Below are 22,549 nucleotides of genomic sequence, written 5' to 3'. Positions count from 1 at the left end.
GGATTTTTTTGATATTTGCAAATGTGTCAGTTGTAGCATCTTGTGAGGTGCGCGGGTTGCTCGCGCTGGGGAAATCGCTAGTATCTGAAGTGTGCCGACGGACTGGCACAGGCTTTCAAGGATGATTGCCAAGGACATCGCAGGATGCGATTCATCAGGATGATGAATGGGACAAGCAGGGACTACGGAAAAAATGTGGGCGGGTCAAACCGCCCCTTTTTTTGCCTGCGATTTCTCCTCGCTCGGGCTTGCATGAGCTCGAATGCCAGGCACAAAAAAGGCCCTTGCGGGCCTTTTTTTGTCACTGCAGCGATCAGCGCTCCAGATCAGCGATCTTGCCTGGCTTGCCATCCCATTCTTCAGCATCCGGCAGGGGATCCTTACGCTCGGTGATGTTCGGCCATATCTCAGCCAGCTCGGCGTTGAGCTCGAGGAAGTTCTCCATCCCCGCAGGCACTTCGTCCTCCGAGAAAATGGCCTGTGCCGGGCACTCGGGCTCGCACAGCGCACAGTCGATGCACTCGTCCGGGTGAATGACCAGGAAATTCGGGCCTTCGTAGAAGCAGTCCACCGGACAGACTTCCACGCAGTCGGTGTACTTGCATTTGATGCAGTTGTCGGTGACGACGAAGGTCATTTCTAATTTTCTCCTCAGGCGACGGCAGCGTGCCCTTCCTTCCAGGGCAGCGCGGTTCACGTTGGCTGCAGGCCAGGCTAATAACCTGCAGCTCCGGCAAACCGCGGCGGATTCTACCAGCTTGCGCGGCTGGCCGTTATAACAGGTTTTTCAGTTGATATAGCATTTCGATAGCTTGGCGAGGCGTCATGTCGTCCAGTGCCAGCTTGCCCAGCTTCTCGATGACCGGGTGGGGCAGGCTGGCGAACAGGTCGCTCTGGTGCGGCACGTGCGGTTCGCCCTTGGCTTTGGTCACCGGCGCCTCGTGGGGCAGGCTGGCAGTTTCCAGGCGGCCCAGGTGTTCACGAGCGCGCAGGATGACTTGCGACGGCACGCCCGCCAGTTGCGCCACTGCCAGGCCATAGCTCTGGCTGGCGGGGCCTGGCAGCACATGGTGCAGGAACACGATACGCTCGTTGTGCTCGGTGGCGTTCAGGTGCACGTTGGCCACCAGCGGCTCGCTGTCCGGCAGTACGGTCAGTTCGAAGTAGTGGGTGGCGAACAGGGTGTAGGCGCGCAACTGCGCCAGACGTTCGGCAGCGGCCCAGGCCAGCGACAGGCCGTCGAAAGTACTGGTTCCGCGGCCGACCTCGTCCATCAGTACCAGGCTACGGTCGGTGGCATTGTGCAGGATGTTGGCGGTCTCGCTCATCTCTACCATGAAGGTCGAGCGGCCGCCGGCCAGGTCGTCGCTGGACCCGATGCGGGTGAAGATGCGGTCCACCAGCGACAGTTCGCAGCGCGCTGCCGGCACGAAGCTGCCGATATGCGCCATCAGCACGATCAATGCGGTCTGGCGCATATAGGTGGATTTACCGCCCATGTTCGGACCGGTGATGATCAGCATGCGGGTGTTGTTGTCCAGGCCCAGGTCGTTGGCCACGAACGGCGTGGTCAGTACCTGCTCGACCACTGGATGACGCCCTTGCTCGATGCGCAGGCACGGCTCGTCGACGAAGCTCGGGCAGTTCAGGTCCAGGGTCAGTGCGCGCTCGGCGAGGTTGCTCAGCACGTCCAGCTCGGCCAGCGCCGCAGCGCTGTCCTGCAACGGCGCGAGGTGGCTGATCAAGGTCTCGAGCAGTGCATCGTAGAGCATCTTCTCGCGGGCCAGGGCGCGGCTCTTGGCCGACAACGCCTTGTCTTCGAACGCCTTGAGTTCAGGCGTGATGAAGCGCTCGGCGCCCTTGAGCGTCTGGCGGCGGATATAGTCGCCCGGCGCTTGTTCGGCTTGTTTGGTGGGCAGCTCGATGAAATAGCCATGCACACGGTTGTAGCCGACCTTGAGATTGGCAAGCCCGGTGCGGGCTTTCTCACGGGCTTCGAGGTCGATCAGGAACTGACCGGCGTTCTCGCTCATGGCCAGCAGTTCGTCGAGTTCGCTGTCGTAGCCGGTCTTGAGCACGCCGCCGTCGCGGATCACCGCAGGCGGGTTGTCGATGATTGCCCGCTCCAGCAGGCTGGCCAGCTCCGGGTAGGTGCCGGTGATCGCCGCCAGGCGGGCCAGGTGGGGGGCTTCGAGCTCGGCCATGGCGTTCTGCAGTTCGGGCAGGGCGCCAAGCGCATCGCGCAGGCGTGCCAGATCACGTGGGCGGGCGTTGCGCAGGCCGATACGGGCGAGAATCCGCTCGATATCACCGATTTCCTTGAGTTGCGGCTGCAGCTTCTCGAAACGGTAGCCGTCGAGGAAGCAGCGAATCGAATCCTGGCGTGCCTGCAGGACTTTCAGGTCGCGCAGCGGGCGGTTCAGCCAGCGGCTCAGCAGGCGGCTGGCCATCGCTGTCTGGCAGCGGTCGATGACCGACTGCAGCGTGTTGTCGCGGCCACCTGCCAGGTTGATGTCCAGCTCGAGGTTGCGGCGGCTGGCGCCGTCGAGAATCACCGTGTCATCCATGCGCTCATGGCGCAGGCTGCGCAGGTGCGGCAGGCTGGTGCGCTGGGTTTCCTTGGCGTAGGTCAGCAGGCAGCCGGCGGCGCCGATGGCCAGGGTCAGCTTGTCGCAGCCGAAGCCCTTGAGGTCCTGGGTCGCGAACTGCTGGCACAGACTCTTGCGCGCCGAGTCACGGTCGAAGTCCCACGGAGCCCGACGCCGCGCTCCCGGGCGCTTCTCTGCCGGCAGGCCCTGGGGCCAGTCGTCGGGAATCAGCAGCTCCACCGGGTTGATACGCTCGAGTTCGGCGAGCAGGTTTTCCCAGCCCTTGATCTCCTGCACGGTGAAGCTGCCGCTGGTGATGTCCAGTACCGCGAGGCCAAACAGGCGTTCGTCACCCAGCAGGGCGGCGATCAGGTTGTCGCGGCGCTCGTCGAGCAGCGCCTCGTCGCTGACCGTACCCGGCGTGATGATACGCACTACCTGGCGCTCAACCGGGCCCTTGCTGGTGGCCGGGTCGCCGATCTGCTCGCATATCACCACCGATTCGCCGAGCTTGACCAGCTTGGCCAGGTAGCCTTCCAGCGAGTGGAACGGAATCCCGCACATGGGGATCGACTGGCCCGCCGACTGACCGCGTGCGGTCAGGGTGATGTCCAGCAGTTTCGCGGCTTTCTTCGCATCTTCGTAGAAGATTTCGTAGAAGTCGCCCATGCGGTAGAACATCAGCTGGTCTGGATGCTGGTTCTTCAACTTCCAGTACTGTTGCATCATTGGCGTGTGTGCGGAGAGATCAGACATTCAGGGCCTTGAAACAGGTGGTCTGGTGGCAATTTCGAAACCCGCAATGGTACAGGCTTTTTTCGCCTGCTGCAGGACACAAAGGGCAGGGCACCGCTATGATTTGTCGATTTTCCGGACAGGCCCGAATACAGCACGAGGAATTCCATGCCAAGGGTGGCGTTTTATCTGATGGTCGCAGGCTTGAGCCTGCCGTTGCCGGTCATGGCGGCTGCACAGTGCCCTTTCCCGCAGGGTATGCAGGCGTCGATAGAGGCTTCGCGGCATGTCGTCCAGGCACGGGCTGACGGGACACCGCGGGAGCAGTTGCTGCAGGGGATACCGGCCAAGCTGGACGAGCCGACCCGCCAGTTGCTGCGCGAGATCGTAAGCGAAGTCTATGACAATGAGCCGGTGCAGGCCGATGTGTATGCGGCCTATCGCTTCGAGCACTGTTTCCTGTCTCAGCAGCATGCCGAGACTGTCGCTGCAATCAAGTTCAGCGACGCATTGCCGTTGCTGCGCAAGTGCGAGCAGATCGAACCCCAGGGCGCGCGTCCGCCCTGCGCGATGCGGGCGGTGCATGCGGTGACGGGGATCCCAGAATGATCGCGTGTTCAGGGCGCGCTGTATGCATTTGCATTTCCCATCGATCTGCAGCAATATGCATTTTATGCAAAAGCGCAACGTAGCCACTGTACTCAGAGAACTGCTCGATCGCCACGGCCTGTCCCCGACGGAGCTGCACCGGCGCACGGGCGTACCGCAATCCACCCTGTCTCGGATCCTCAGCGAGAAAATTGTCGATCCGTCAGACAAGCATGTCTCCAGGATCGCCGATTACTTCGGCGTGAGCACCGATCAGTTGCGTGGCCGCATAGAGCTGGGTGAGTTCCGCGAGGCGCAGCCCATGCATGGTCATGTGGACCTGAGCGACATCAGCCTGTGGGACGATGAAACCCCCGTCGAGGATGACGAGGTGTCCGTTCCATTTCTTCGAGAGGTCGAATTGGCAGCAGGATCAGGAAGATTCGTCATCGAGGAAAGCGAGCGCGCGCGCCTGCGTTTCGGCAAGCGCAGCCTGCGCCACAATGGTGTGCAGTTCGACCAGGCCAAGTGCGTCACGGTGCGCGGCAACAGCATGCTGCCGGTGCTACGCGATGGTGCGACGGTCGGCGTCAACACCGGCAAATGTGCCATTGGCGACATCATCGATGGCGATCTCTACGCCATCAACCACAATGGCCAACTGCGGGTGAAGCAGGTCTATCGCCTGCCCACCGGCATACGCCTGCGCAGCTTCAACCGCGATGAACATCCCGACGAAGACTACAGTTTCCAGCAGATGCAGGAAGAGCAGATCAGCCTGCTCGGGCATGTCTTCTGGTGGGGCATGTACGCACGCTGACCCGCAAATCCGCTGTATAAAAACCCGCTTCGGCGGGTTTTTTCATGCATACGAAATATCCCCGCCTCCCGCCTTTCATCCCCGTCGCCACAAACCCTACCCGGCCTACAAAATTTTTAGGCTCTCTGAAAAGCCCTACAAGCCATACCCGACAAGGCCTTCATGCATTTAAGCAACTCCTCATGCATAAATTTTTTCAAAAATGCATTGACTGCATATGCATCAGTGCATAGCCTGTATCTCAAGCCGGACAGCAACCGGTTGTTACACAGGCAGCGATGAACAGGCCTTGACTGTTCAGAGGGTTGGCAACTGGCCCGGGTGTGCAGCGTAAAGCACCACGATCAGTTATCCGGCGGGCAGGTGGCCGCGGTCGGAGTCACCAATTTGAAGCGGAACGGTCGGTGTCACCAGATGTGACCGGCGGTTCGACAACGCATTACTGAAGGGCCTGCACGGACGGGCCTTTTGGAATGCCGCGTTATACGGCAAGGGATCCACCGGCACTCGCCGGTGGCCATGACACAGGAGACAGGACAGTGACGAACGAGCAACAGGCGTTGCTGGAGATGCCGCTCTGGCTGGTGATCGTCCTGGCATTGCTGGGAGGGCTTTCCGGCGAGATGTGGCGGGCCGACAAGGCCGGTGCCCGAGGCTGGTCGCTGCTGCGGCGGCTGGCGCTGCGCTCGGGGGCTTGCATGGTCTGCGGGGTGTCGACGGTGATGCTGCTGTATGCCAGTGGCATGTCGATCTGGAGCGCCAGCGCCTTCGGGTGCCTGACCGCGATGGCTGGGGCCGATGTGGCCATCGGCCTCTACGAACGCTGGGCAGCCAGGCGCCTTGGTTTGAAGGACGAACGATAGGAGTGCGGCACATGAGCGAACTGGCCACCTTGCATGCGGCCTTGACCGCAACGATTCGAGAGGCGATTCCGGAGCTGGCATCGGTCGATGCCTATACGGAAGTAGGAAATGCCCCGGCATTACCTGCGTTGCGCCATGGCATCGTGCGCATGACTGCCGATGCTGCGCCCAGGGATGGACGCTCGGTGCTGGTCACCACCTTCGAGGCGGACATCACCCCCGATGCCGCCAACCCCGAGGCACGCCTGCAGGGCAGTGTGCTGGCCGCGCAACTGATGGACCTGTTGCGCCAGCAGCTATGGGGGCTCGACTTCGTCGAGCCGAGCCGCAATGTACGGGCGTTCTTCGCCGGTGCTGGTTGGCGCGTGCGCTGGGACCAGCCGGTGCTGCTGGGCGAACTGCAATGGCACTGGCCCGACCAGCCGCCGGGCAGCCTCCGGCTGGGCTTCAGTCCAGAAACGGGGCCCGGCAATGAAAGCCAGTACATCGCCCCGGAGGACCTGGCATGAGCTACGTCAGCGCCACGCATGACCGCATGCTCGCCACCCTGGTGATTCCCTGCCGCGTGGTGGCGGTGGATTTGGCCGCTGCCCGGGTCCGGGTGTCCGATGGTGGAGGCTGGACCAGCGCCTGGGTGCGTTGGCATGCCCAGGCGGCGGGCAAGGCTCGGCACTGGCGGGCGCCAAGTCTGGGTGAGCAGGGCGTGTTGCTCAGCCCCAGTGGCGAACCGGCGCAAGGTACTTTTTTTGCCGGGCTGTATGGCAATGCCGGCTTCCCGCCAGACAACCGCGAGCACGCCGAGGTCTGGCGCTTCGATGACGGCGGTTCGCTGACCTACGACTGGCAGGCCCGGCGTTATGACATCGAACTGCCCAGCGGCAACGCACGCATCAAGGTCGGTGCCAGCACCCTGGTGGTCAGTGACGGCGCGATCACCCTCGAGGCCTCAAGCATCACCCTGACCGGCAAGGTCACGGTCAACGGCCCGCTGACTGTCAGCGGCGACATCAACGGCGGTGGGCGGATCATCGATACCGCCGGCAACACGCCCAACCACAAACACTGAACCCAGCCCGCCATCGCGGGCTTTTTCATGCCAGGAGAACGCAATGGATACCCATCAACGCGCCCGGGCTTTTCCGGGAGGCGCGCCATGATCGGCCTGGACCGTCGCACCGGCTTGCCACTGGCCGGGATCGCTCACCTGCGCCAGTCCATCGAGGACATTCTCACCACCCCTCTGGGCAGTCGCCGCATGCGCCCGGACTACGGCAGCCAACTGCGCCGCTATGTCGACCTGCCGGTCAACGAAGGCTGGAAGAGCGCGGTCCAGGCCGAGGTCGCCCGCGCCCTTGGGCGCTGGGAGCCACGCCTGCAACTGGAGCGAGTGAAGGTCGTGGCCGTGCTCGACGGCCAGGTCAGCCTGGCCCTGAGCGGTCGTTACCTGGGCGACGACGCCCTGGTGGAGGTGAGCGTATGAGCCAGGTAGACCTGTCAAAACTGCCCGCCCCGCAACTGCTCGAAGACCTTGATTTCGAGGCGCTGTACGAGGCCGACCTTGAAACCTTTCGTGCACATATGGGCGATGGCTGGACGGCACAGCTGGAAAGCGATCCGGTCACCAAGCTGCTCGAAGTCGGCGCCTACCGAAAACTGCTCAACCGGGCACGCATCAATGATGCTGCGAAGGCTTTGCTGCTCGCCTATGCCCAGGGCCGCGACCTTGACCAACTGGCGGCCAACGTTTCGTTGCAGCGCCTGGTGATCCAGGCCGCCGACCCCACCACCGTTCCGCCCACCGAGGCGATTCTCGAGTCCGACGACGCCCTGCGCGAACGTGTGCAACTGGTCTATGAAGGCCTGACCACCGCCGGCCCGCGCAACAGTTACATCCTCCACGCCCGCAACGCCTCGGGACGGGTCGCCGACGCGACCGCCGAAAGCCCGTCGCCGGCGGTGGTCGATGTCACGGTACTGAGCATCGATGACGACGGTGTCGCGCCCCAGGCGCTGCTCGACGAAGTCAACGCCTATCTCAACGACGAGGACATCCGCCCGGTTGCCGACCGGGTCAATGTGCGCAGCGCCCAGGTGCTGCCATACCGGATCGACGCCGTGCTGCACATGGCCGACAACGGCCCCGAGTACGAGGCCATCCTCAGCGAGTGCCGGCGTCGTCTGCAGGCCTGGATCAACCCGCGGCGCCGCCTGGGTGTCGAGGTCGCCCGCTCTGGCATCGACGCCCAGTTGCACATCGACGGCGTCAGCCGGGTCGAGTTGATCGACTGGACCGACATCCGCCCGAGCAAGGCCCAGGCTGCCTGGTGCACAGGCTTCGACCTCAAGCGCGGAGGCTGACATGCGAAGCCTTCTGCCGCTCAACCGCACCCCGCTGGAGCGGGCCATCGAAACGGCTGGCGACGAAGACCTCAAGGTCACCCTGCGCCAGCTCTACAACCCCGACACCTGCCCAGCGCACCTGCTCTACCAGCTGGCCTGGGCCTGGTCGGTGGATCGCTGGGACGACAGCTGGAGCGACACCGTCAAGCGTTCGGTGATCCGCTCGACATTCTTCGTCCATGCCCACAAGGGCACCCTCGGCGCCCTCAGGCGGGTGGTCGAGCCGTTCGGTTACCTCATCGAGGTGCAGGAGTGGTGGCAGGCCCAGCCTGCCGGGGTGCCGGGGACTTTCGCGCTGAAGATCGGCGTCGAGAACTCGGGCATCAGCGAGCAGACCTACAACGAACTGTCGGCCCTGATCGACGACGCCCGTCCCGTCAGTCGGCACATGACCGGCATGGTGATCAGCCTGGAAAGCAACGGCGCCTTCCATCTCGGCTGCGCGCTCCAGGATGGCGACGAGCTCGACATCTATCCACCGGCACCGCGAGACATCGACGTTGAAGGCGTCATTGGGCGCGGCGGCCGAGAACACACAATCGATACCTTGGACATTGCACATGGTTGACCAGACTTCTCAGTTCTACGCCATCCTCACCAATGTGGGCGCGGCGAAGCAGGCCAATGCGGATGCCTTGGGCATTCCGTGGAAAATCACCCAGATGGGCGTGGGCGATGCCAACGGCACCGACCCGACCCCCAATGCCACCCAGACCAGCCTGATCAACGAATGGCGCCGCGCGCCGTTGAACCAGCTCAAGGTGGACGACAAGAATAGCGCGGTGATCGTCGCCGAGCAGGTGATCCCTGCCGACGTGGGCGGGCGCTGGATCCGTGAGATCGCGCTGTACGACGCCGACGGCGACATGGTCGCTGTGGCTAACTGCGCACCTACCTACAAGCCGCTGCTCAGCCAGGGCTCGGGCCGTACTCAGGTCGTGCGGATGAACCTGATCGTCAGCAGCGCGAGCAATGTGCAGTTGAAGATCGACCCTGCGGTAGTGCTGGCTACCCGAGAGTGGGTCAGCGAGGAGTTGGCCAGGCAGGATTTCAAGCATTCGGTGCTGGTAGCGACTACTGCACCCATCGCCTTGAGCGGGTTGCAGACCGTCGATGGCGTGGCGCTGGTCACCGGGGCCCGGGTGTTGGTCAAGAACCAGACGGCTGCCAAGGACAACGGCCTGTACTTGGCGGCCGGCGGTGCTTGGGCACGTTGCAGCGATGCCAACACCGACGCCAAGATCACGCCGGGCCTACTGGTGCTGGTGGAGAAGGGGACGGTCAATGGTGACAGTGCCTGGCAACTGGTGAGCGACGGGCCTATCAGCTTGGGTATCAGCGCCCAGGACTACGAAATGGCCTTTGGACGCAGCGGCGTTGCTGTTGGGACCTATCGCAGTGTAACAGTCGACAAGTATGGGCGTGTGGTGGCGGCGACGAACCCTAGCACTGTGGCAGGTTATGGTCTGACCGATGTTTACACTGCTGCCCAGATGGACACCGCGTTGACGCTCAAGGCTCCTTTGATCAGCCCGATGTTTACTGGAAATCCCGTTGCACCGACGCAGCCGCGTTTCACCGCCAATACAACGCTGGCGAGCACAGACTTCGTGCATTCTCGAGGTCAGCAATTCAATGGCGTCTCGGTTTACAACGGCACGTCCGTCGTTGCAGGTACCATCGCTCATGTGGGAGGGGTGGTACATTTCTGGGGTAGTGGTATTCAAGCATATACGGTACCTAACTCCGCACTCATCTCAGCCACTCCCGGCAGCACGATCCGCGTACACAACTGGGGCTGGCAAGCACTATCGGTCACACCTCAGGGAGCGGATGAATTACAGGAAAGTATGGCGACCTCATCGTCGAAGCTACCTCGAATGCTTCCACCCGATACCTATGTGGATTTGACTTACATCGGCACGGGTAAGTGGATGATGTTAGGTACCGGAGTCGAGCACCTTCGCCAGCCTTGGGCCAAGTACTTAGGTACAACGGGTTACTATCGCCTACCTAATGGACTCATCGAGCAATGGGGCTTTCGTTATTCCTTGGTGGGTGCCTCTAGTATATCCATCGATACGGTGTTCCCGGTCGCCTTTTCAACTGCCTGCTTGAGCCTGGTCGTCACCGTCGGAGTGGCGATAGACGATTACGACCGCGATCCTTCTTATCGCTTATCACGCCAAGAAGTCAGTCACGGTCACCCTACTCCTACTGGCTTCGAAGGCCAGGTCTTCAATGATAACTACCTGAACAATTCCCGTTCTATGCATTGGCGCGCGCTGGGCTATTGAACACGTGCAGAAAGTTTGAACATTCTCTAGGGAGCTGAAATGACCATTTACGCAAGTAGCCAGGCAAGAGCGTTTTACAGTGACGAGGTGTCGTCGACGCTCCCACCTGATGCTCAAGCAATATCCGATGATCTCCACGAGTGCTTGTTGGCGGGGCAAAGCGAGGGAAAACTTATAGACTTTTCCTTGCATCCCCCGCGCCTCTTTGATGCCGCAGATTCTTGGCCAAGCAGTAAAGAACTGTCCAGACGTATCGATGACCGGGTCGCTGACGTTTATGCCAGATGGGTTAGGTTCGAACCCGAATATGCAGCCCGTGAAAAAGCTGCAGTGGCTTATCGTAAAGCAGGTTACAGCGGTGAGCCAGGGGGCTGGATTAAATATTATGCCGCCACTACGGGGCTGAGTCTTGAGGCAGCGACCAATCTGATCCTCGATAAGGCGCAACAACGTGAATCCACTCTCGAAGCCTTGGCCAGTTTCAGATTACGCAAACATGAACTATTCAACTTGGAAGGTGAAGCTAGACAAGCGCTTTATCAAGAAATAATTGAGCGAGTCCAGGCGACAACTTTGCTGCTTGAATCTCTCGAAGGCTTGCCTAATCCGCATCAGGGCGCGGGGCAGCCGTCCTAAAACCCGCCAGTCCATGCTTTGACAGAGTCAAAGAGCATTTCCCAATACCCCGCAGGCCCTGCATTCCCCGCAGGGCCTTTTTATATCCGACTCGGAGACAACCTACATGAGTGGATTCTTCCACGGCGTCACCGTAACCAACGTAGACACCGGCGCCCGCAACATCGCACTGCCGTCGTCGTCGATCATCGGCCTGGTCGACACCTTCACCGAAGGTGCCGGTGTCACGGCCAAGGCCAACGACCTCGTCCTCATCACCAGCGAGCGTGAAGCCGTGGCCGCCTTCGGCGCCGATGCGGCGATCACCAAGGCCTGCCGCGCCATCTACAGCCGCGCCAAGGCGGTCATCGTCGCTTGCGGCGTGGCCAAGCTCGAAGAGGCGGCCGAGCAGACCGCAGCGATCATCGGCAACGTGTTGGCAGACGGCAAGCGCACCGGCCTGCAGGCACTGCTCGACGGCAAGAGCCGTTTCAACGCCCAGCCGCGCCTGCTGGTCGCGCCCAAGCACAGCGCCACCCAGGCGGTCGGGACCGCACTGGTGGCACTGGCCGACAAGCTGCGCGGCATCGCCATCATCGACGGCCCTGGCACCACTGACGAAGCCGCGCTCGCCTACGCCAAGAACTTCGGCGCCAAGCGTGCCTTCCTGGTCGATCCGGGCGTGCGCTACTTCGACACCATCGCCGAGGCCACCGTCGATGCGCCAGGTTCGGCCTGGGTCGCCGGCCTGTTCGCCTTCACTGACCGCGAGTACGGTTTCTGGGCCTCGCCGTCGAACAAGGAGTTCGTCGGCATCACCGGCACCAGCCGCCCGGTGGAGTTCCTCGATGGCGACGACAGCTGCCGCGCCAACCTGCTGAACAACGCCAACATCGCCACCATCATCCGCGATGACGGCTTCCGACTGTGGGGCAACCGCACCCTGTCCAGCGATCCGAAGTGGGCCTTCGTCACCCGCGTGCGGACCATGGACATCGTCATGGACGCGATCCTCTACGGCCACAAGTGGGCCGTCGACCGCTCCATCACCGCCACCTACGTCAAGGACGTCACCGAGGGCTTGCAGGCCTTCATGCGCGACCTGAAGAACCAGGGCGCGATCATCAACTTCGAGGTCTTCGCCGATCCGGAGTTGAACACCGCCAGCCAACTGGAGCAGGGCAAGGTGTACTGGAACATCCGCTTCACCGACGTACCGCCTGCCGAAAACCCCAATTTCCGCGTCGAAGTCACCAACCAGTGGCTGACCGAAGTCCTCGATTCCGCCGCTTAAGGAGCGCATCTACATGGCAATGATTCCCGAAACCCTGGCCAACCTGAACCTGTTCGTCGACGGTGTGAGCTTCCAGGGCGATGTACCCAGCCTGACCCTGCCCAAACTGACCCTGAAAATGGAAGAACACCGTCCCGGTGGCATGGACATGCCCGTCGAGATGGACCTGGGCATGGAGAAGCAGGAAGCGGCCTTCACCACCACCGGCGTGCGCCGCGAGTCGCTGAAGTTCTTCGGCCTGGCCGATGGCACGGCCTTCAACGGCACGTTCCGCGGCGCCTTCAAGGGCCTCAAGGGCCAGATCAATCCGGTCATCGTCACTCTGCGTGGCTCGCTCAAGGAAGTCGACATGGGCGACTGGAAATCCGGCGACAAGGCCGAGATCAAGCACAGCGTCGCACTCAGCTACTACAAGCTGGAGGTTGATGGTCGCCTGGTCTACGAGATCGATGCCCTGGGCATGAAGCGGGTGATCGACGGTGTCGACCAACTGGCGGCGCAGCGTACTGCGCTGGGCCTGTAAAGGAGGTGTTCATGGCTCAGGAAAACCGCCAGCCCCAGTGGCTGAACCTTGCAGCCGACCGCGTCACGGTGCGTTTGTCGCGTCCGAGCGAGGCCAATGGCATTCAGGTCGACAGCCTGACGTTGCGGGCCCCGACGGTGCGTGACATGCGCAACGCCCAGGCCGGCGGCGCCAGCGACGACGAGCAGCGCGAGCTGAACTTGTTCGCCTCGCTGGCCGAAGTTGGCATCAAGGACCTCGAAGGCCTCACCCTGAAGGACTACGGCCGCCTGCAGGCCGGGTATTTTCGCCTGGTGCAGGACGACGAGGTTTGACCCGACCCGGCAGAAGGCCGCCGCAAGGCGGCTGGCCAAGGAGCTGAACTTTTCCGCGAGCGAAATCATGACCATGTCGTTCAGCGACATGGTCTGGTGGCTTTCGGATTGAGAGGATTAACGGATGGCGAACAAATCAGGGATTGCCCTGGGGGAAGCCGTCGCATCTGGCTCGGCTTTCCCTGGCGCGCTCGATGACTATCGCGCCAGGTTTACCGATCATTGGGCGCCTTACGGCAAGGCGCTGCAATCGTTTTCATCACCGCTGGATATCTGGCGACCAGGCCCGTATCCATCGGCCGTGCCACAGCTGTCGAACTGGCAAGGACTCAGTCCGGCACTGGAGCACCAGCCGTTACCCTTGGCTGAACAGGGATGGCGCGCATCCAACTCACCCCCGTTCGAGTTGCCCGCTCAGATCGTACATGCGTACCCCCAGCCTCGGCCGCGCGCAGATTCAACTCCCCGGATCAACGCTGATGCACCTGAAGCCCGACAAGGGGTGGTGTCGGGGGAGGGCGAAGCAGTTTCGTCAGCCTCTGCTGATCCCACGCCGAGCCGAGCCACTGCCCGTAGTCGAGCAGGGGCTGCGGCCAAGGAGGCTGCCTCTGCAACCAAGTTGGATTTGGGGTTGAAGCTCTTCCACGCCGCTTCCACGGCCACCACGGCGAAGGAGCAGGCAGTGGGCTATCTCAGTGCGGTTGGGTCGGCAGTCGGCACATTAGGCGGCAAGGCCTTGGGAGCGGCGGTGCCGCGCTGGGGCACGATGGTTTCGGAGGTGGGCGGCGTTGCCTTCGGTATGGCCGGCGACAAGCTGGGCGCCTGGGCTGGCGAGCGGGTCACGAACCCTGCATCGGAGACAGCCAAGGACAAACCGCCATCAACGCCGGTATCGACTCAGTCGAAACCTGACGCGGATCCTTATTCGACGCTGTCTGGCTCAGTCAAGGACGCGCTTACGACTGCTGCGGTGGTGGGCGGGGGTTATGCCAGCTGGGAAGTACTCAAGCGGCGTTACACCAACCCAGGTGCTGTTGCTGGGACCGCCAAGGGCGTCGCAGAGAACCTCAAGGCATTGAAAATACCCCTTGCTTCGATGTTCATCGAGGCTGGTGCAAAGGCGGCCTATACCTATGGCACGGCGCAAACCCGTGAAGAAAGGTGGAGCGGTTATGGCGGCGCGGCAGGGGGCCTGATCCTTGGCGGCGCCCTGGGTGCCGCCGGATCGTTGCTGGGTCCGATCGGTACCACGATAGGGATGTCGGTTGGCAACTTTGTGGGCGATCAGGTTGGGTCGGCGTTAGGCAAATATTTGGCCACCCAGTACCCGGAGCCTGCCTCCACAGCACAGCCGGTACGGCGCGGGTTGTCGGCCAAGGTAAGCGGTACTGCACAGGAGCAGAACCCGGAGCGCGCCAGGACGTCGGGACCGCCGTCTCCTCTTCGACTGCCGGGACTTATGGCGCAGTTTGCAACCGCCGCAAGCGGTTCATCGCAACGGCGGCCTTCGATGTTGACTATGCCGAAGCCGGGTTCGACTGCTGACATTACCGGCATGGACAAGGCTCTCGTCAGAGATCTGTTGAGGCCTCCTGTGAATGAAGGGAGGGCAGCAAGTGTGGTGGCCAAGCAACGGGTTGCAGGCGCCATCGCTGAGCCTCGTGCATGGCCTCCGGCGATTCCTGGTCTTTCGTTGGTCCCCGGTATCGTGCCTTCTCCCAGATTCGAAAGTCATGGCGCCAGCGTTGCGCCCGCTGCCGTAAAGGTCGAGCTCCCTCGATCGCCTCAGAAGCCGTCAAGGCCGGCTGCTGTACTGGGGGCGTCGAAGGTAACGGTGCAGGCCTCAGCGTCTGGACGTTCAGCTCTAATGGACAAGCCCGCAGTAGAGGTGCAGGTACCAGCCGCGCAGTTGTCGGTGCCGCCGCAAGCCAGCGTCCTGCCAGATGCTCCGCCGCAAGCCCCGGCCCAACCGGTCATTACCGGCGGGGCAGGCCAGCCCTTCAACTTCACCACCAACATCCCCATCACGCTGCAAGGCGCCGCTGTTGCACACGACCAACTCGCCACCGACCTGGAACTGGCTGTGCGCCGGGTACTGGAAGAACGGCAAAGAGCTGATGAAGCGCGTCTGGCAGACCCTCTACGACAATTTTGAACCGGAGGGACATTCATGACCTACCTGGAGCAGTTGCAGGCCGCACTGCATGCACTGGTCAAGGCGGGCGAGGAGGGGCGTCGGCGTGCCGGCGCCATGCTCGACCCGATGAACCAGGCCGTGGACCACGTCAAGGAAGCCGCGGCTGAACTCGAAGCATTGCCTTGGATCGGTCCGGCCATCGGCAAGCGCCTGCAACGTACCCTGCGTGCCATCGACTCGGCACAAGGGCGTGTCAACAAAGTGATTGCCCGCTACGACAAGAGCGTCGACGAGGTGCGCAAGGTGCAGGAGCGTGTCGATGCGTTCTCCGAACACCTGGGCAAGGCTGGCGCGGCGATCCGCAAGGTGGTGGGCGATGCCCGCGCGGTGGCAAGCGGGGTGCTCGTCACCTTCGGCTTCGCACCGCTGACAACGCCGACCGCCGAAGCGATCAAGCCATTCCCGCACCTGCTGGTGCTGCAACCGCTGAAGGCCAATGCCACGCCGTACTACTTCAACCTCGATACCGCCGCGTTCGACCAGTTGCGTCGCCAGACCCGCTTTCGCTGGGCCGCCCAGGAACGCCTGAGCCGCGACAGCGCGCAGCAGGCCGTCGGCCAGGGGGAGGAGACGATCAGCATCCGTGGTGCGATCTTTCCCTCCTTCAAGGGTGGTCTGGGCCAACTGCAGACCCTGCGTAGCATCGGTCGCCAGTTGCTGCCCCTGAGCCTGACCACAGGGTACGGCGAGGTGCTCGGCACCTGGTGCCTGACCAGCATCGACGAAGACCAGAGCAACCTGCTGGCCGGGGGCATTCCACGCAAACAGGGTTTTTCACTGGAGTTCACCCGCTATGGCGAAGACCTGCAAAACGTCTGACGGCGATCTGCTCGACACCCTCTGTCAACACTATTACGGCCACCTCAACCGCACGGTCGAAGCCGTGCTGGAGGCCAATCAGGGGCTGGCCGACGAAGACCAGCCCCTGCGCGCCGGCGTGATGATCCTGCTACCGGACCTGCCCACTGCCACGGTCAGCAGCGTGCAGCTATGGGACTGAGCGCAGGCCCATATCCACACCGACAACGGAGGCATGAGTCATGCAACCTGTCTTCAGCATCAAGGCCGATGGCAAGGACATCACCGCCCTGATCAACGACCGCCTGCTACTGCTGCGCTCCACCGACAAACCCGGCATGGAGTCGGATACGTTCGAGCTGCGCATCGATGCCCGCGACGGTGCCCTGGCCCTGCCGCCTCGCGGCGCGGTGCTGGAGGTGCACCTGGGCTACGCCGGGCAGCCGCTGACGCTGCTGGGGCGCTTCACCGTCGATGAGGTCGAGCTGTCCGGGCCGCCGGACACCCTGGTGATCCGCGGCAAGGCCAGCGACCTGTGCGGCAGTGGCAGAACCATCCGCAGCGGCAGCTGGGAGAATGTTCCGCTGCAACGCATCATCGCCGAGATCGGTGCGCGCAACGGCTGGCAGGCGATCTGCCCGGTCACCCTGAACGTGCCGCGTATCGACCAGTACAGCGAGTCGGACTTCAACTTCATCACCCGTCTGGCCCGCCAGTACGACTGCACCGCCAAGCTCGCCAACGGCCAGCTGCTGGTGCTGCCGCGCCAGGGCGGGCAGAGCGCCAGCGGCAAGACGCTGGGGTTGGTAACGCTGCGGCGCAGCGACGTCAGCCAATGGCAATTTCGCCTGGACGACAAGGCCACTCGCAAGGCCGTGCGCACCCGTCACCAGGACAGTGCCAGCGGCGAGCTCAAGGTGGTCGAACTGAGCAACGCCGAAAGCTCGGGCAGCCAGCGTCCTGTTCATACCGACCGCCACCTGTACCCCAATCGCGCCGCCGCCGAACAGGCTGCCCGCGCACGCCTGGCCAGCTTCAATCGCGAGTCTGCCAGCGTGCGCCTGGACATGCCTGGGCGCACCGACCTGTTCGTCGAGCGCAGCATAGAGGTCAGTGGTTTTGTCGACGGGCTCGACGGCCAGTACCTGATCGACTCGGTCGAGCAGGTGTTCACCGGCTCTGGCTGGCGCACCACCGTGCAGTGCAACGGTGGCAAGGCGGGCAAGGCTGGGAACAAGGGCAGCGCGCCGGGCAAGGTCGCTTCACTCAAGGCGTGACGGTCTACCCACTCAGCAGAGGACGTGCCCATGTTCGTCGAGTTTCGCTGCGGCCAGTGCAGGAAGCTGCTGGCCCGCATCACCCCCGCTTCCGAGCTCCAGATCAAGTGCGGCCGGTGCCGCACGCTGAATCATGTGAAAGCCACGCGCTTCGAGCCATCGCCTGCGAGCGATCACCTGGCGGAATCGTCCGCCGAACAAACTGATAGCAATGGAGAATGTAATCATGTCGCTTACCGCACAGGAAATTCAGGACTGCAAGGCACTGGTCACCAGCATCTGGGGGGCCAGCGTGGCCGCTAACCTCGACTACAACGAGGAGGTGGTGGAAGTGGTGCGCATCACGGTCGAGCAGATCAGCATCTGCTCGCAACGATTGGCCGATTTCTTCTCGGCATTGGTCATCGTCGTGGGTGGCGTCGCGGCCGCGGTGTATTCGCGGATGTGGCTGGTCAAGGGCGCCAAGCGGATCGCCGATGAGATCCAGAATCTCAAGGACGCCAACCTGCAGGCCCGTGCCTGCATCGCCCAGGCCGCAGCGACCTATCGCTCGCCGTTGGAGATGGCATCGCTGGGCATCTGATAGCAACGCGTCGATGTTCCCGAGCCCAGGCATTGCCTGGGCTTTTTTCTTGCGCCAAGGAGGTGCTGCATGCTCACCGAGCGGCAACTCATTCAGATTTACCCTCTGGCTGGCCAGCGTGCCAGCGCGTTTCTCACGCCTCTCAACGAAGCCATGGCCCGCTGGGAGATCGATCACCCCAAGCGCATCGCCGCCTTCCTCGCCCAGGTCGGTCATGAGTCCGGCCAGTTACGCTATGTGAAGGAACTGGGCAGCGATCGCTATCTTTCACGCTACGACACCGGCCCACTGGCCCTGCGCCTGGGCAACACGCCCGAGGCCGACGGTGATGGCCAGCTGTATTGCGGTCGCGGCCTGATCCAGGTCACCGGACGCAACAACTACCAGGCTTGCAGCCGTGCGCTGTTCGGTGATGAGCGGTTGCTGGCGCAACCCCAGCTACTCGAGCAGCCGCGCTGGGCCTGCGAGTCGGCGGCCTGGTTCTGGCAGTCGCGCGGGCTCAATGCCCTGGCCGATCGTGGTGAGTTCAACCGCATCACCCGACATATCAATGGTGGGCTCAATGGCCTGGATGAGCGCCTCAAGCTCTGGGCCAGGGCTCGGGAGGTATTGTGCTGAGCCGCCTGCAGTTTGCTGCGTACGTTGCCTCGGTACTGTTGTCCGCCGCGTTGGCCTGGCAGGTTCAGGCCTGGCGCTACGAGCGTCTGCTCGCCGAGTCGGACGAGTTGCAGGCGCGCCAGCGGGTGGCGCAGGCCGAGGTGCTCAACGAACAGCTGCGTAGTGAGCGCGAGCAGCGCCAGGCGCTCGAGCGACGCCTGCACGACAGCGAGTCGATTCATTTCCAGGAGCTTACCGATGCGCAACACAATCAGGCTCGGCTGCGTGATCGCCTTGCTACTGCCGATCTGCGCCTGTCGGTCCTGGTCGAGCGCGACGCCACCTGCTCCACAATGCCTGCCGCCACCGGCGCCAGCGGCGTGGATCATGGCGCCGTACGCGCCCGACTTGACCCGGCGCATGCTCGACGAATTATCGCCATCACCGACGACGGCGACCGGGGGCTGATCGCCCTGCGCGCCTGTCAGGCCTACATCCGCGCGCTGGCGCCGTGAATCCTTGCCTGGGGGGATGAGGGTGGTAGGGTAGTGCGCAGTCACGCAAGGAGCCTGCCATGGACCCGATCACCGTACTTTCTACCCGCCTGGGCGAACACCTGCGCCGCTTCAATGCGCAGGTGACCACCGCCGAGTCCTGCACCGGTGGTGGCATCGCCGAGGCGATCACCCGTATTCCCGGCAGTTCGGCCTGGTTCGAGGCGGGTTACGTCACCTATTCCAACGCCCAGAAGACCCGCCAGCTTGGCGTCCCAGAGGCGCTGTTCACCCAGGTTGGCGCCGTCAGCCAGGAGGTGGTCGAGGCCATGGTCTGTGGTGCCCAGGCCGCCAGCGGCGCGCGTTTTGCCGTAGCGGTCAGCGGTGTCGCCGGGCCGGATGGCGGCTCGCCGGCCAAACCGGTAGGCACCGTGTGGCTGGCGTGGGGCGATGGAGCCCGCGTGATCAGCGAGCGTCGCCACTTCGAGGGCGATCGCGAGGCGGTGCGCCGACAGACGGTGATCGCTGCGTTAGACGGCTTGTTACAGCTTGGTGCCGAGTAAATCGCTCGACGGGGGTTTGCGGAAACGAATCCCTGTGGAATAATACTGGCTACTTATACAGGTATTCCGGCCATCAGGGCCAAGTCGAACACGTGAGGATTTCAATGGACGACAACAAGAAGCGCGCCTTGGCTGCGGCCCTGGGTCAGATCGAACGCCAATTCGGCAAGGGCGCAGTCATGCGCATGGGCGATCACGAACGCCAGGCCATCCCGGCCATCTCCACCGGCTCGCTGGGCCTGGACATCGCCCTCGGCATCGGCGGTCTGCCGAAGGGCCGTATCGTCGAGATCTACGGCCCGGAATCCTCGGGCAAGACCACGCTGACCCTGTCGGTCATCGCCGAGGCCCAGAAGAACGGCGCCACCTGCGCCTTCGTCGACGCCGAGCATGCCCTCGACCCTGAGTACGCTGGCAAGCTCGGCGTCAACGTCGATGACCTGCTGGTCTCGCAGCCAGACACTGGCGAACAGGCCCTGGAAATCACCGATATGCTGGTGCGTTCCAACGCTGTCGACGTGATCATCGTCGACTCCGTGGCGGCCCTGGTACCCAAGGCTGAAATCGAAGGCGAAATGGGCGACATGCACGTCGGCCTGCAGGCCCGTCTGATGTCCCAGGCACTGCGCAAGATCACCGGTAACATCAAGAACGCCAACTGCCTGGTCATCTTCATCAACCAGATCCGTATGAAAATTGGCGTGATGTTTGGTAGCCCGGAAACCACCACCGGCGGTAACGCCCTGAAGTTCTACGCCTCGGTCCGTCTGGACATCCGTCGTACTGGCGCTGTGAAGGAAGGCGACGAAGTGGTGGGCAGTGAAACCCGCGTCAAGATCGTCAAGAACAAGGTTTCGCCACCTTTCCGTCAGGCCGAGTTCCAGATTCTCTACGGCAAGGGTATCTACCGTAACGGCGAGATCATCGACTTGGGCGTCTCTCAAGGCCTGGTCGAGAAGTCCGGCGCCTGGTACAGCTATCAAGGCAACAAGATCGGCCAAGGCAAGGCCAACGCCGCCAAGTACTTGCAAGAGAACCCGGCCATCGGTTCGGAAATCGAGAAGCAGATTCGTGAGAAGCTGCTGACCTCCGGCGCTGTCGCCGCTGCTGGCAAGGCCGCCGCCGCTGAAGCTGATGCCGACGATATGGCTGATGCTGAAGCCGGTTATTGATATCGCTGGTTGATCGCGCATGTCGTCCGTCGTACTCGACACTCCCGTCGCCGTTCGGCGGACAGCCATGGACCTGCTTGCACGCCGCGAGCACGGTCGTGTCGAGCTGACGCGCAAGTTGCGTCAGCGCGGTGCCACCGATGAGCTGATCGAGCCTGCGCTCGATCGGCTTGCCGAGGAAGGGCTGCTCAGCGAGGCGCGCTACCTGGAAAGCTTCATTTCCTATCGCTCCAACTCCGGCTATGGCCCCGCACGTATTCGTGAGGACCTGAGTCAGCGAGGGCTGAACCGTGGCGATATCGATCAGGCACTGCGCGAGAGCGGTGTGGACTGGTCGGCCCGCCTACGGGACGTCTGGCAGCGCAAGTTCGGCGGGCAACGTCCTCAGGATCCCCGCAGTCGCGCGCAGCAAACGCGCTTTCTCGCCTACCGTGGTTTTTCCATGGACATGATCGGTCGGCTGCTCAGCGGGCGCGACCTCGATGATTGACGGCCAGTACGGCTGACCAGGCAGATATCTGCCAGGTCAGCCGTACTGGCCGTTTTTCGTTCAACTGACTTTCAGCGCTTCTCGCGCATGCTGGGTCGTGTGCATGGGCTGAGGTTTTGCCCAGTTTTCCGGCAGGTTGATGAAGTCCACCAATTCACGCAGGCGCCCCTGATCGCGGCCGTTGAAGGCGAAGGTCAGGCGGGTCAGGTGATTGAAGTCGCCGACTTCATGTTCTGCGCTACTGTCGGGCTGTTGATGATACTTGCCGCTCAGGCGCAGGTCGGCAAAACCCTCCTGAATATCGCATAGCGCAGCCTCGCTCAAGGGGTGCAGCATGCGGATCACGAACTGGTTCTTCAGCCAGCGGCTCGAGTGGTAGTTGCTATAGAACTGCTTGATCTCTTCAACGGCCTCGTCGGCGCTGTGTACCAGGCGTACCAGCTTCAGGTCGCTGGGCAAGATATAGCGGTTCTCTTCCAACTGACGGCTGATGAAGTTCAGGGCATCCTGCCAGAAGCTGCCGCCAGGCGAGTCCAGCAGCACCACCGGTACCAGTGGGCTTTTGCCGGTCTGGATCAGGGTCAGCACTTCCAGCGCTTCATCGAGCGTGCCGAAGCCACCCGGGCAAAGGACCAGTCCGTCGGCTTCCTTGACGAAGAACAGCTTGCGGATAAAGAAGAAGTGGAAGGGCAGCAGCTTATCGGTGCCGTCCACCGTGGCATTGGCATGTTGCTCGAAAGGCAGTGTGATATTGAAGCCCAGGCTGTTCTCGGCACCGGCGCCTTCGTGGGCAGCGGCCATGATGCCGCCACCGGCACCGGTGATGACCATCAGCTCGGAGCGTGCCAGCGTGGCGCCCAGTTCCCGGGCCAGGGCATACATCGGGTGTTCCTGGGGTGTGCGCGCCGAGCCGAACACCGTGACTTTGCGTCGGCCCTTGTAGCGCTCGAGAGTACGGAAGGCGTGATCCAGTTCGCGCAGGGCCTGCAAGGTGATCTTGGCGTTCCAGCGGTTGGCGTCGTCGCTGGCCATGCGCAGCACGGTCAACATCATGTCGCGGTAGAGGGGCAGGTTGGGGCTGTTCGGTGCCACCAGTTGCAGTTGTTCGTCAATCCTGCCCAGGTCGATTCCCTGGTCGCTGAAGTGCTTGGACAGCAGTTCATTCGGTAGGTAAGGCATTCAACGTCTCCTTCTGCAGCAAAACCTCTGACCGGTCGATGGTGAGTACCGGCCACGACACTGCGTGTGTCGCTGGCTGCTGTGGCTCGAGTGTGCATCCCGAGCATTGCAGTAGGCCTTCAAGGCCGTGATGCAGTGGCATGTATCCATCTTGTCTGTTTT

The 22,549-nt window shown here is 62.6% G+C and carries 26 protein-coding genes and 1 pseudogene; 24 read left to right on the top strand and 3 right to left on the bottom strand.

Features of this window, described 5'->3' with window-relative positions; all coding sequences use genetic code 11:
* Positions 1-313 precede the first annotated feature (313 nt).
* Positions 314-637, bottom strand: coding sequence for a ferredoxin FdxA (gene fdxA, locus ACNFHO_RS07380; protein ID WP_054891051.1), 324 nt, complete (start codon positions 635-637; stop codon positions 314-316).
* A 136-nt stretch (positions 638-773) separates the two neighbouring features.
* The gene (gene mutS / locus ACNFHO_RS07375) at positions 774-3,344 is read right to left on the bottom strand and encodes a DNA mismatch repair protein MutS (RefSeq protein WP_054891050.1); all 2,571 of its coding nucleotides are present in this window, start codon (positions 3,342-3,344) and stop codon (positions 774-776) included.
* Between the two features lie 147 nt (positions 3,345-3,491).
* Here mutS and ACNFHO_RS07370 point away from each other — a divergent pair, with 147 nt between their 5' ends.
* The 24 genes and pseudogenes from ACNFHO_RS07370 to recX all read left to right on the top strand — a co-directional run bounded on the left by ACNFHO_RS07370 (position 3,492) and on the right by recX (position 21,208).
* Entirely contained in the window at positions 3,492-3,932 is a 441-nt protein-coding gene (locus tag ACNFHO_RS07370; protein ID WP_153773116.1) for a hypothetical protein, read from the top strand.
* A 64-nt stretch (positions 3,933-3,996) separates the two neighbouring features.
* Positions 3,997-4,731, top strand: coding sequence for a LexA family transcriptional regulator (locus ACNFHO_RS07365; protein ID WP_416765795.1), 735 nt, complete (start codon positions 3,997-3,999; stop codon positions 4,729-4,731).
* Positions 4,732-5,270: 539 nt separating this feature from the next.
* On the top strand, positions 5,271-5,594 hold the full coding sequence (locus ACNFHO_RS07360) for a phage holin family protein (RefSeq protein ID WP_054891048.1): 324 nt from the start codon (positions 5,271-5,273) through the stop codon (positions 5,592-5,594).
* 11 nt (positions 5,595-5,605) lie between these two features.
* Positions 5,606-6,103: a hypothetical protein gene (locus ACNFHO_RS07355; RefSeq protein ID WP_416765793.1), complete on the top strand. Its 498-nt coding sequence runs from the start codon at positions 5,606-5,608 to the stop codon at positions 6,101-6,103.
* A complete protein-coding gene (locus ACNFHO_RS07350) occupies positions 6,100-6,660 on the top strand; it encodes a phage baseplate assembly protein V (protein WP_112899014.1) in 561 nt (186 codons plus the stop codon). Before ACNFHO_RS07355 ends, ACNFHO_RS07350 begins: the two co-directional genes overlap by 4 nt.
* Positions 6,661-6,747: 87 nt before the next feature.
* The gene (locus ACNFHO_RS07345; RefSeq protein WP_063545905.1) at positions 6,748-7,074 is read left to right on the top strand and encodes a GPW/gp25 family protein; all 327 of its coding nucleotides are present in this window, start codon (positions 6,748-6,750) and stop codon (positions 7,072-7,074) included.
* Positions 7,071-7,952, top strand: coding sequence for a baseplate assembly protein (locus ACNFHO_RS07340; protein WP_065862268.1), 882 nt, complete (start codon positions 7,071-7,073; stop codon positions 7,950-7,952). Before ACNFHO_RS07345 ends, ACNFHO_RS07340 begins: the two co-directional genes overlap by 4 nt.
* A 1-nt stretch (position 7,953) precedes the next feature.
* Positions 7,954-8,562, top strand: coding sequence for a phage tail protein I (locus ACNFHO_RS07335; protein ID WP_416765791.1), 609 nt, complete (start codon positions 7,954-7,956; stop codon positions 8,560-8,562).
* Positions 8,555-10,291 (top strand): phage tail protein, encoded by a 1,737-nt coding sequence (locus ACNFHO_RS07330; RefSeq protein WP_416765789.1) that lies wholly within the window; start codon positions 8,555-8,557, stop codon positions 10,289-10,291. The genes ACNFHO_RS07335 and ACNFHO_RS07330 overlap by 8 nt, the downstream gene beginning before the upstream one ends.
* Before the next feature lie 39 nt (positions 10,292-10,330).
* Positions 10,331-10,927, top strand: coding sequence for a hypothetical protein (locus ACNFHO_RS07325; protein WP_416765788.1), 597 nt, complete (start codon positions 10,331-10,333; stop codon positions 10,925-10,927).
* Between the two features lie 106 nt (positions 10,928-11,033).
* Entirely contained in the window at positions 11,034-12,200 is a 1,167-nt protein-coding gene (locus tag ACNFHO_RS07320) for a phage tail sheath family protein (RefSeq protein ID WP_125931562.1), read from the top strand.
* 13 nt (positions 12,201-12,213) lie between these two features.
* Complete coding sequence (locus ACNFHO_RS07315; RefSeq protein WP_054891039.1) at positions 12,214-12,723, top strand: phage major tail tube protein; 510 nt, start codon at positions 12,214-12,216, stop codon at positions 12,721-12,723.
* Between the two features lie 11 nt (positions 12,724-12,734).
* Complete coding sequence (locus tag ACNFHO_RS07310) at positions 12,735-13,037, top strand: phage tail assembly protein (protein WP_063545900.1); 303 nt, start codon at positions 12,735-12,737, stop codon at positions 13,035-13,037.
* A 124-nt stretch (positions 13,038-13,161) separates the two neighbouring features.
* A complete protein-coding gene (locus tag ACNFHO_RS07305) occupies positions 13,162-15,192 on the top strand; it encodes a hypothetical protein (protein ID WP_416765785.1) in 2,031 nt (676 codons plus the stop codon).
* 15 nt (positions 15,193-15,207) lie between these two features.
* A complete protein-coding gene (locus ACNFHO_RS07300; RefSeq protein ID WP_416765783.1) occupies positions 15,208-16,053 on the top strand; it encodes a phage tail protein in 846 nt (281 codons plus the stop codon).
* Complete coding sequence (locus tag ACNFHO_RS07295; RefSeq protein ID WP_063545897.1) at positions 16,028-16,234, top strand: tail protein X; 207 nt, start codon at positions 16,028-16,030, stop codon at positions 16,232-16,234. The genes ACNFHO_RS07300 and ACNFHO_RS07295 overlap by 26 nt, the downstream gene beginning before the upstream one ends.
* A 40-nt stretch (positions 16,235-16,274) precedes the next feature.
* Entirely contained in the window at positions 16,275-17,309 is a 1,035-nt protein-coding gene (locus ACNFHO_RS07290) for a phage late control D family protein (RefSeq protein WP_416765781.1), read from the top strand.
* Positions 17,310-17,339: 30 nt separating this feature from the next.
* A pseudogene (locus ACNFHO_RS07285) lies at positions 17,340-17,483 on the top strand (zinc finger domain-containing protein); the annotation flags it as partial.
* 52 nt (positions 17,484-17,535) lie between these two features.
* A complete protein-coding gene (locus tag ACNFHO_RS07280; protein ID WP_063545894.1) occupies positions 17,536-17,892 on the top strand; it encodes a hypothetical protein in 357 nt (118 codons plus the stop codon).
* 69 nt (positions 17,893-17,961) lie between these two features.
* Positions 17,962-18,510, top strand: a complete 549-nt coding sequence (locus tag ACNFHO_RS07275) for a glycoside hydrolase family 19 protein (protein ID WP_063545893.1) — start codon at positions 17,962-17,964, stop codon at positions 18,508-18,510.
* Entirely contained in the window at positions 18,504-19,004 is a 501-nt protein-coding gene (locus ACNFHO_RS07270) for a lysis system i-spanin subunit Rz (protein WP_416765779.1), read from the top strand. The genes ACNFHO_RS07275 and ACNFHO_RS07270 overlap by 7 nt, the downstream gene beginning before the upstream one ends.
* Before the next feature lie 59 nt (positions 19,005-19,063).
* Entirely contained in the window at positions 19,064-19,546 is a 483-nt protein-coding gene (locus tag ACNFHO_RS07265; protein WP_416765777.1) for a CinA family protein, read from the top strand.
* 104 nt (positions 19,547-19,650) lie between these two features.
* Positions 19,651-20,718 (top strand): recombinase RecA, encoded by a 1,068-nt coding sequence (gene recA, locus ACNFHO_RS07260; protein WP_054891029.1) that lies wholly within the window; start codon positions 19,651-19,653, stop codon positions 20,716-20,718.
* Between the two features lie 19 nt (positions 20,719-20,737).
* Positions 20,738-21,208 (top strand): recombination regulator RecX, encoded by a 471-nt coding sequence (gene recX, locus ACNFHO_RS07255; RefSeq protein ID WP_414154149.1) that lies wholly within the window; start codon positions 20,738-20,740, stop codon positions 21,206-21,208.
* A gap of 60 nt (positions 21,209-21,268) precedes the next feature.
* On the opposite strand, the gene ACNFHO_RS07250 is transcribed toward recX, so the two are convergent.
* The gene (locus ACNFHO_RS07250) at positions 21,269-22,387 is read right to left on the bottom strand and encodes an LOG family protein (RefSeq protein ID WP_054891027.1); all 1,119 of its coding nucleotides are present in this window, start codon (positions 22,385-22,387) and stop codon (positions 21,269-21,271) included.
* Between the last annotated feature and the right edge of the window lie 162 nt (positions 22,388-22,549).

The organism is Pseudomonas sp. NY15374 (assembly GCF_048068255.1).
In the GTDB taxonomy this organism is placed as follows: domain Bacteria; phylum Pseudomonadota; class Gammaproteobacteria; order Pseudomonadales; family Pseudomonadaceae; genus Aquipseudomonas; species Aquipseudomonas machongensis.
The sequence above is the reverse complement of the archived record's forward strand: the minus strand, read 5'-3'. Positions and strand labels throughout refer to the sequence as shown.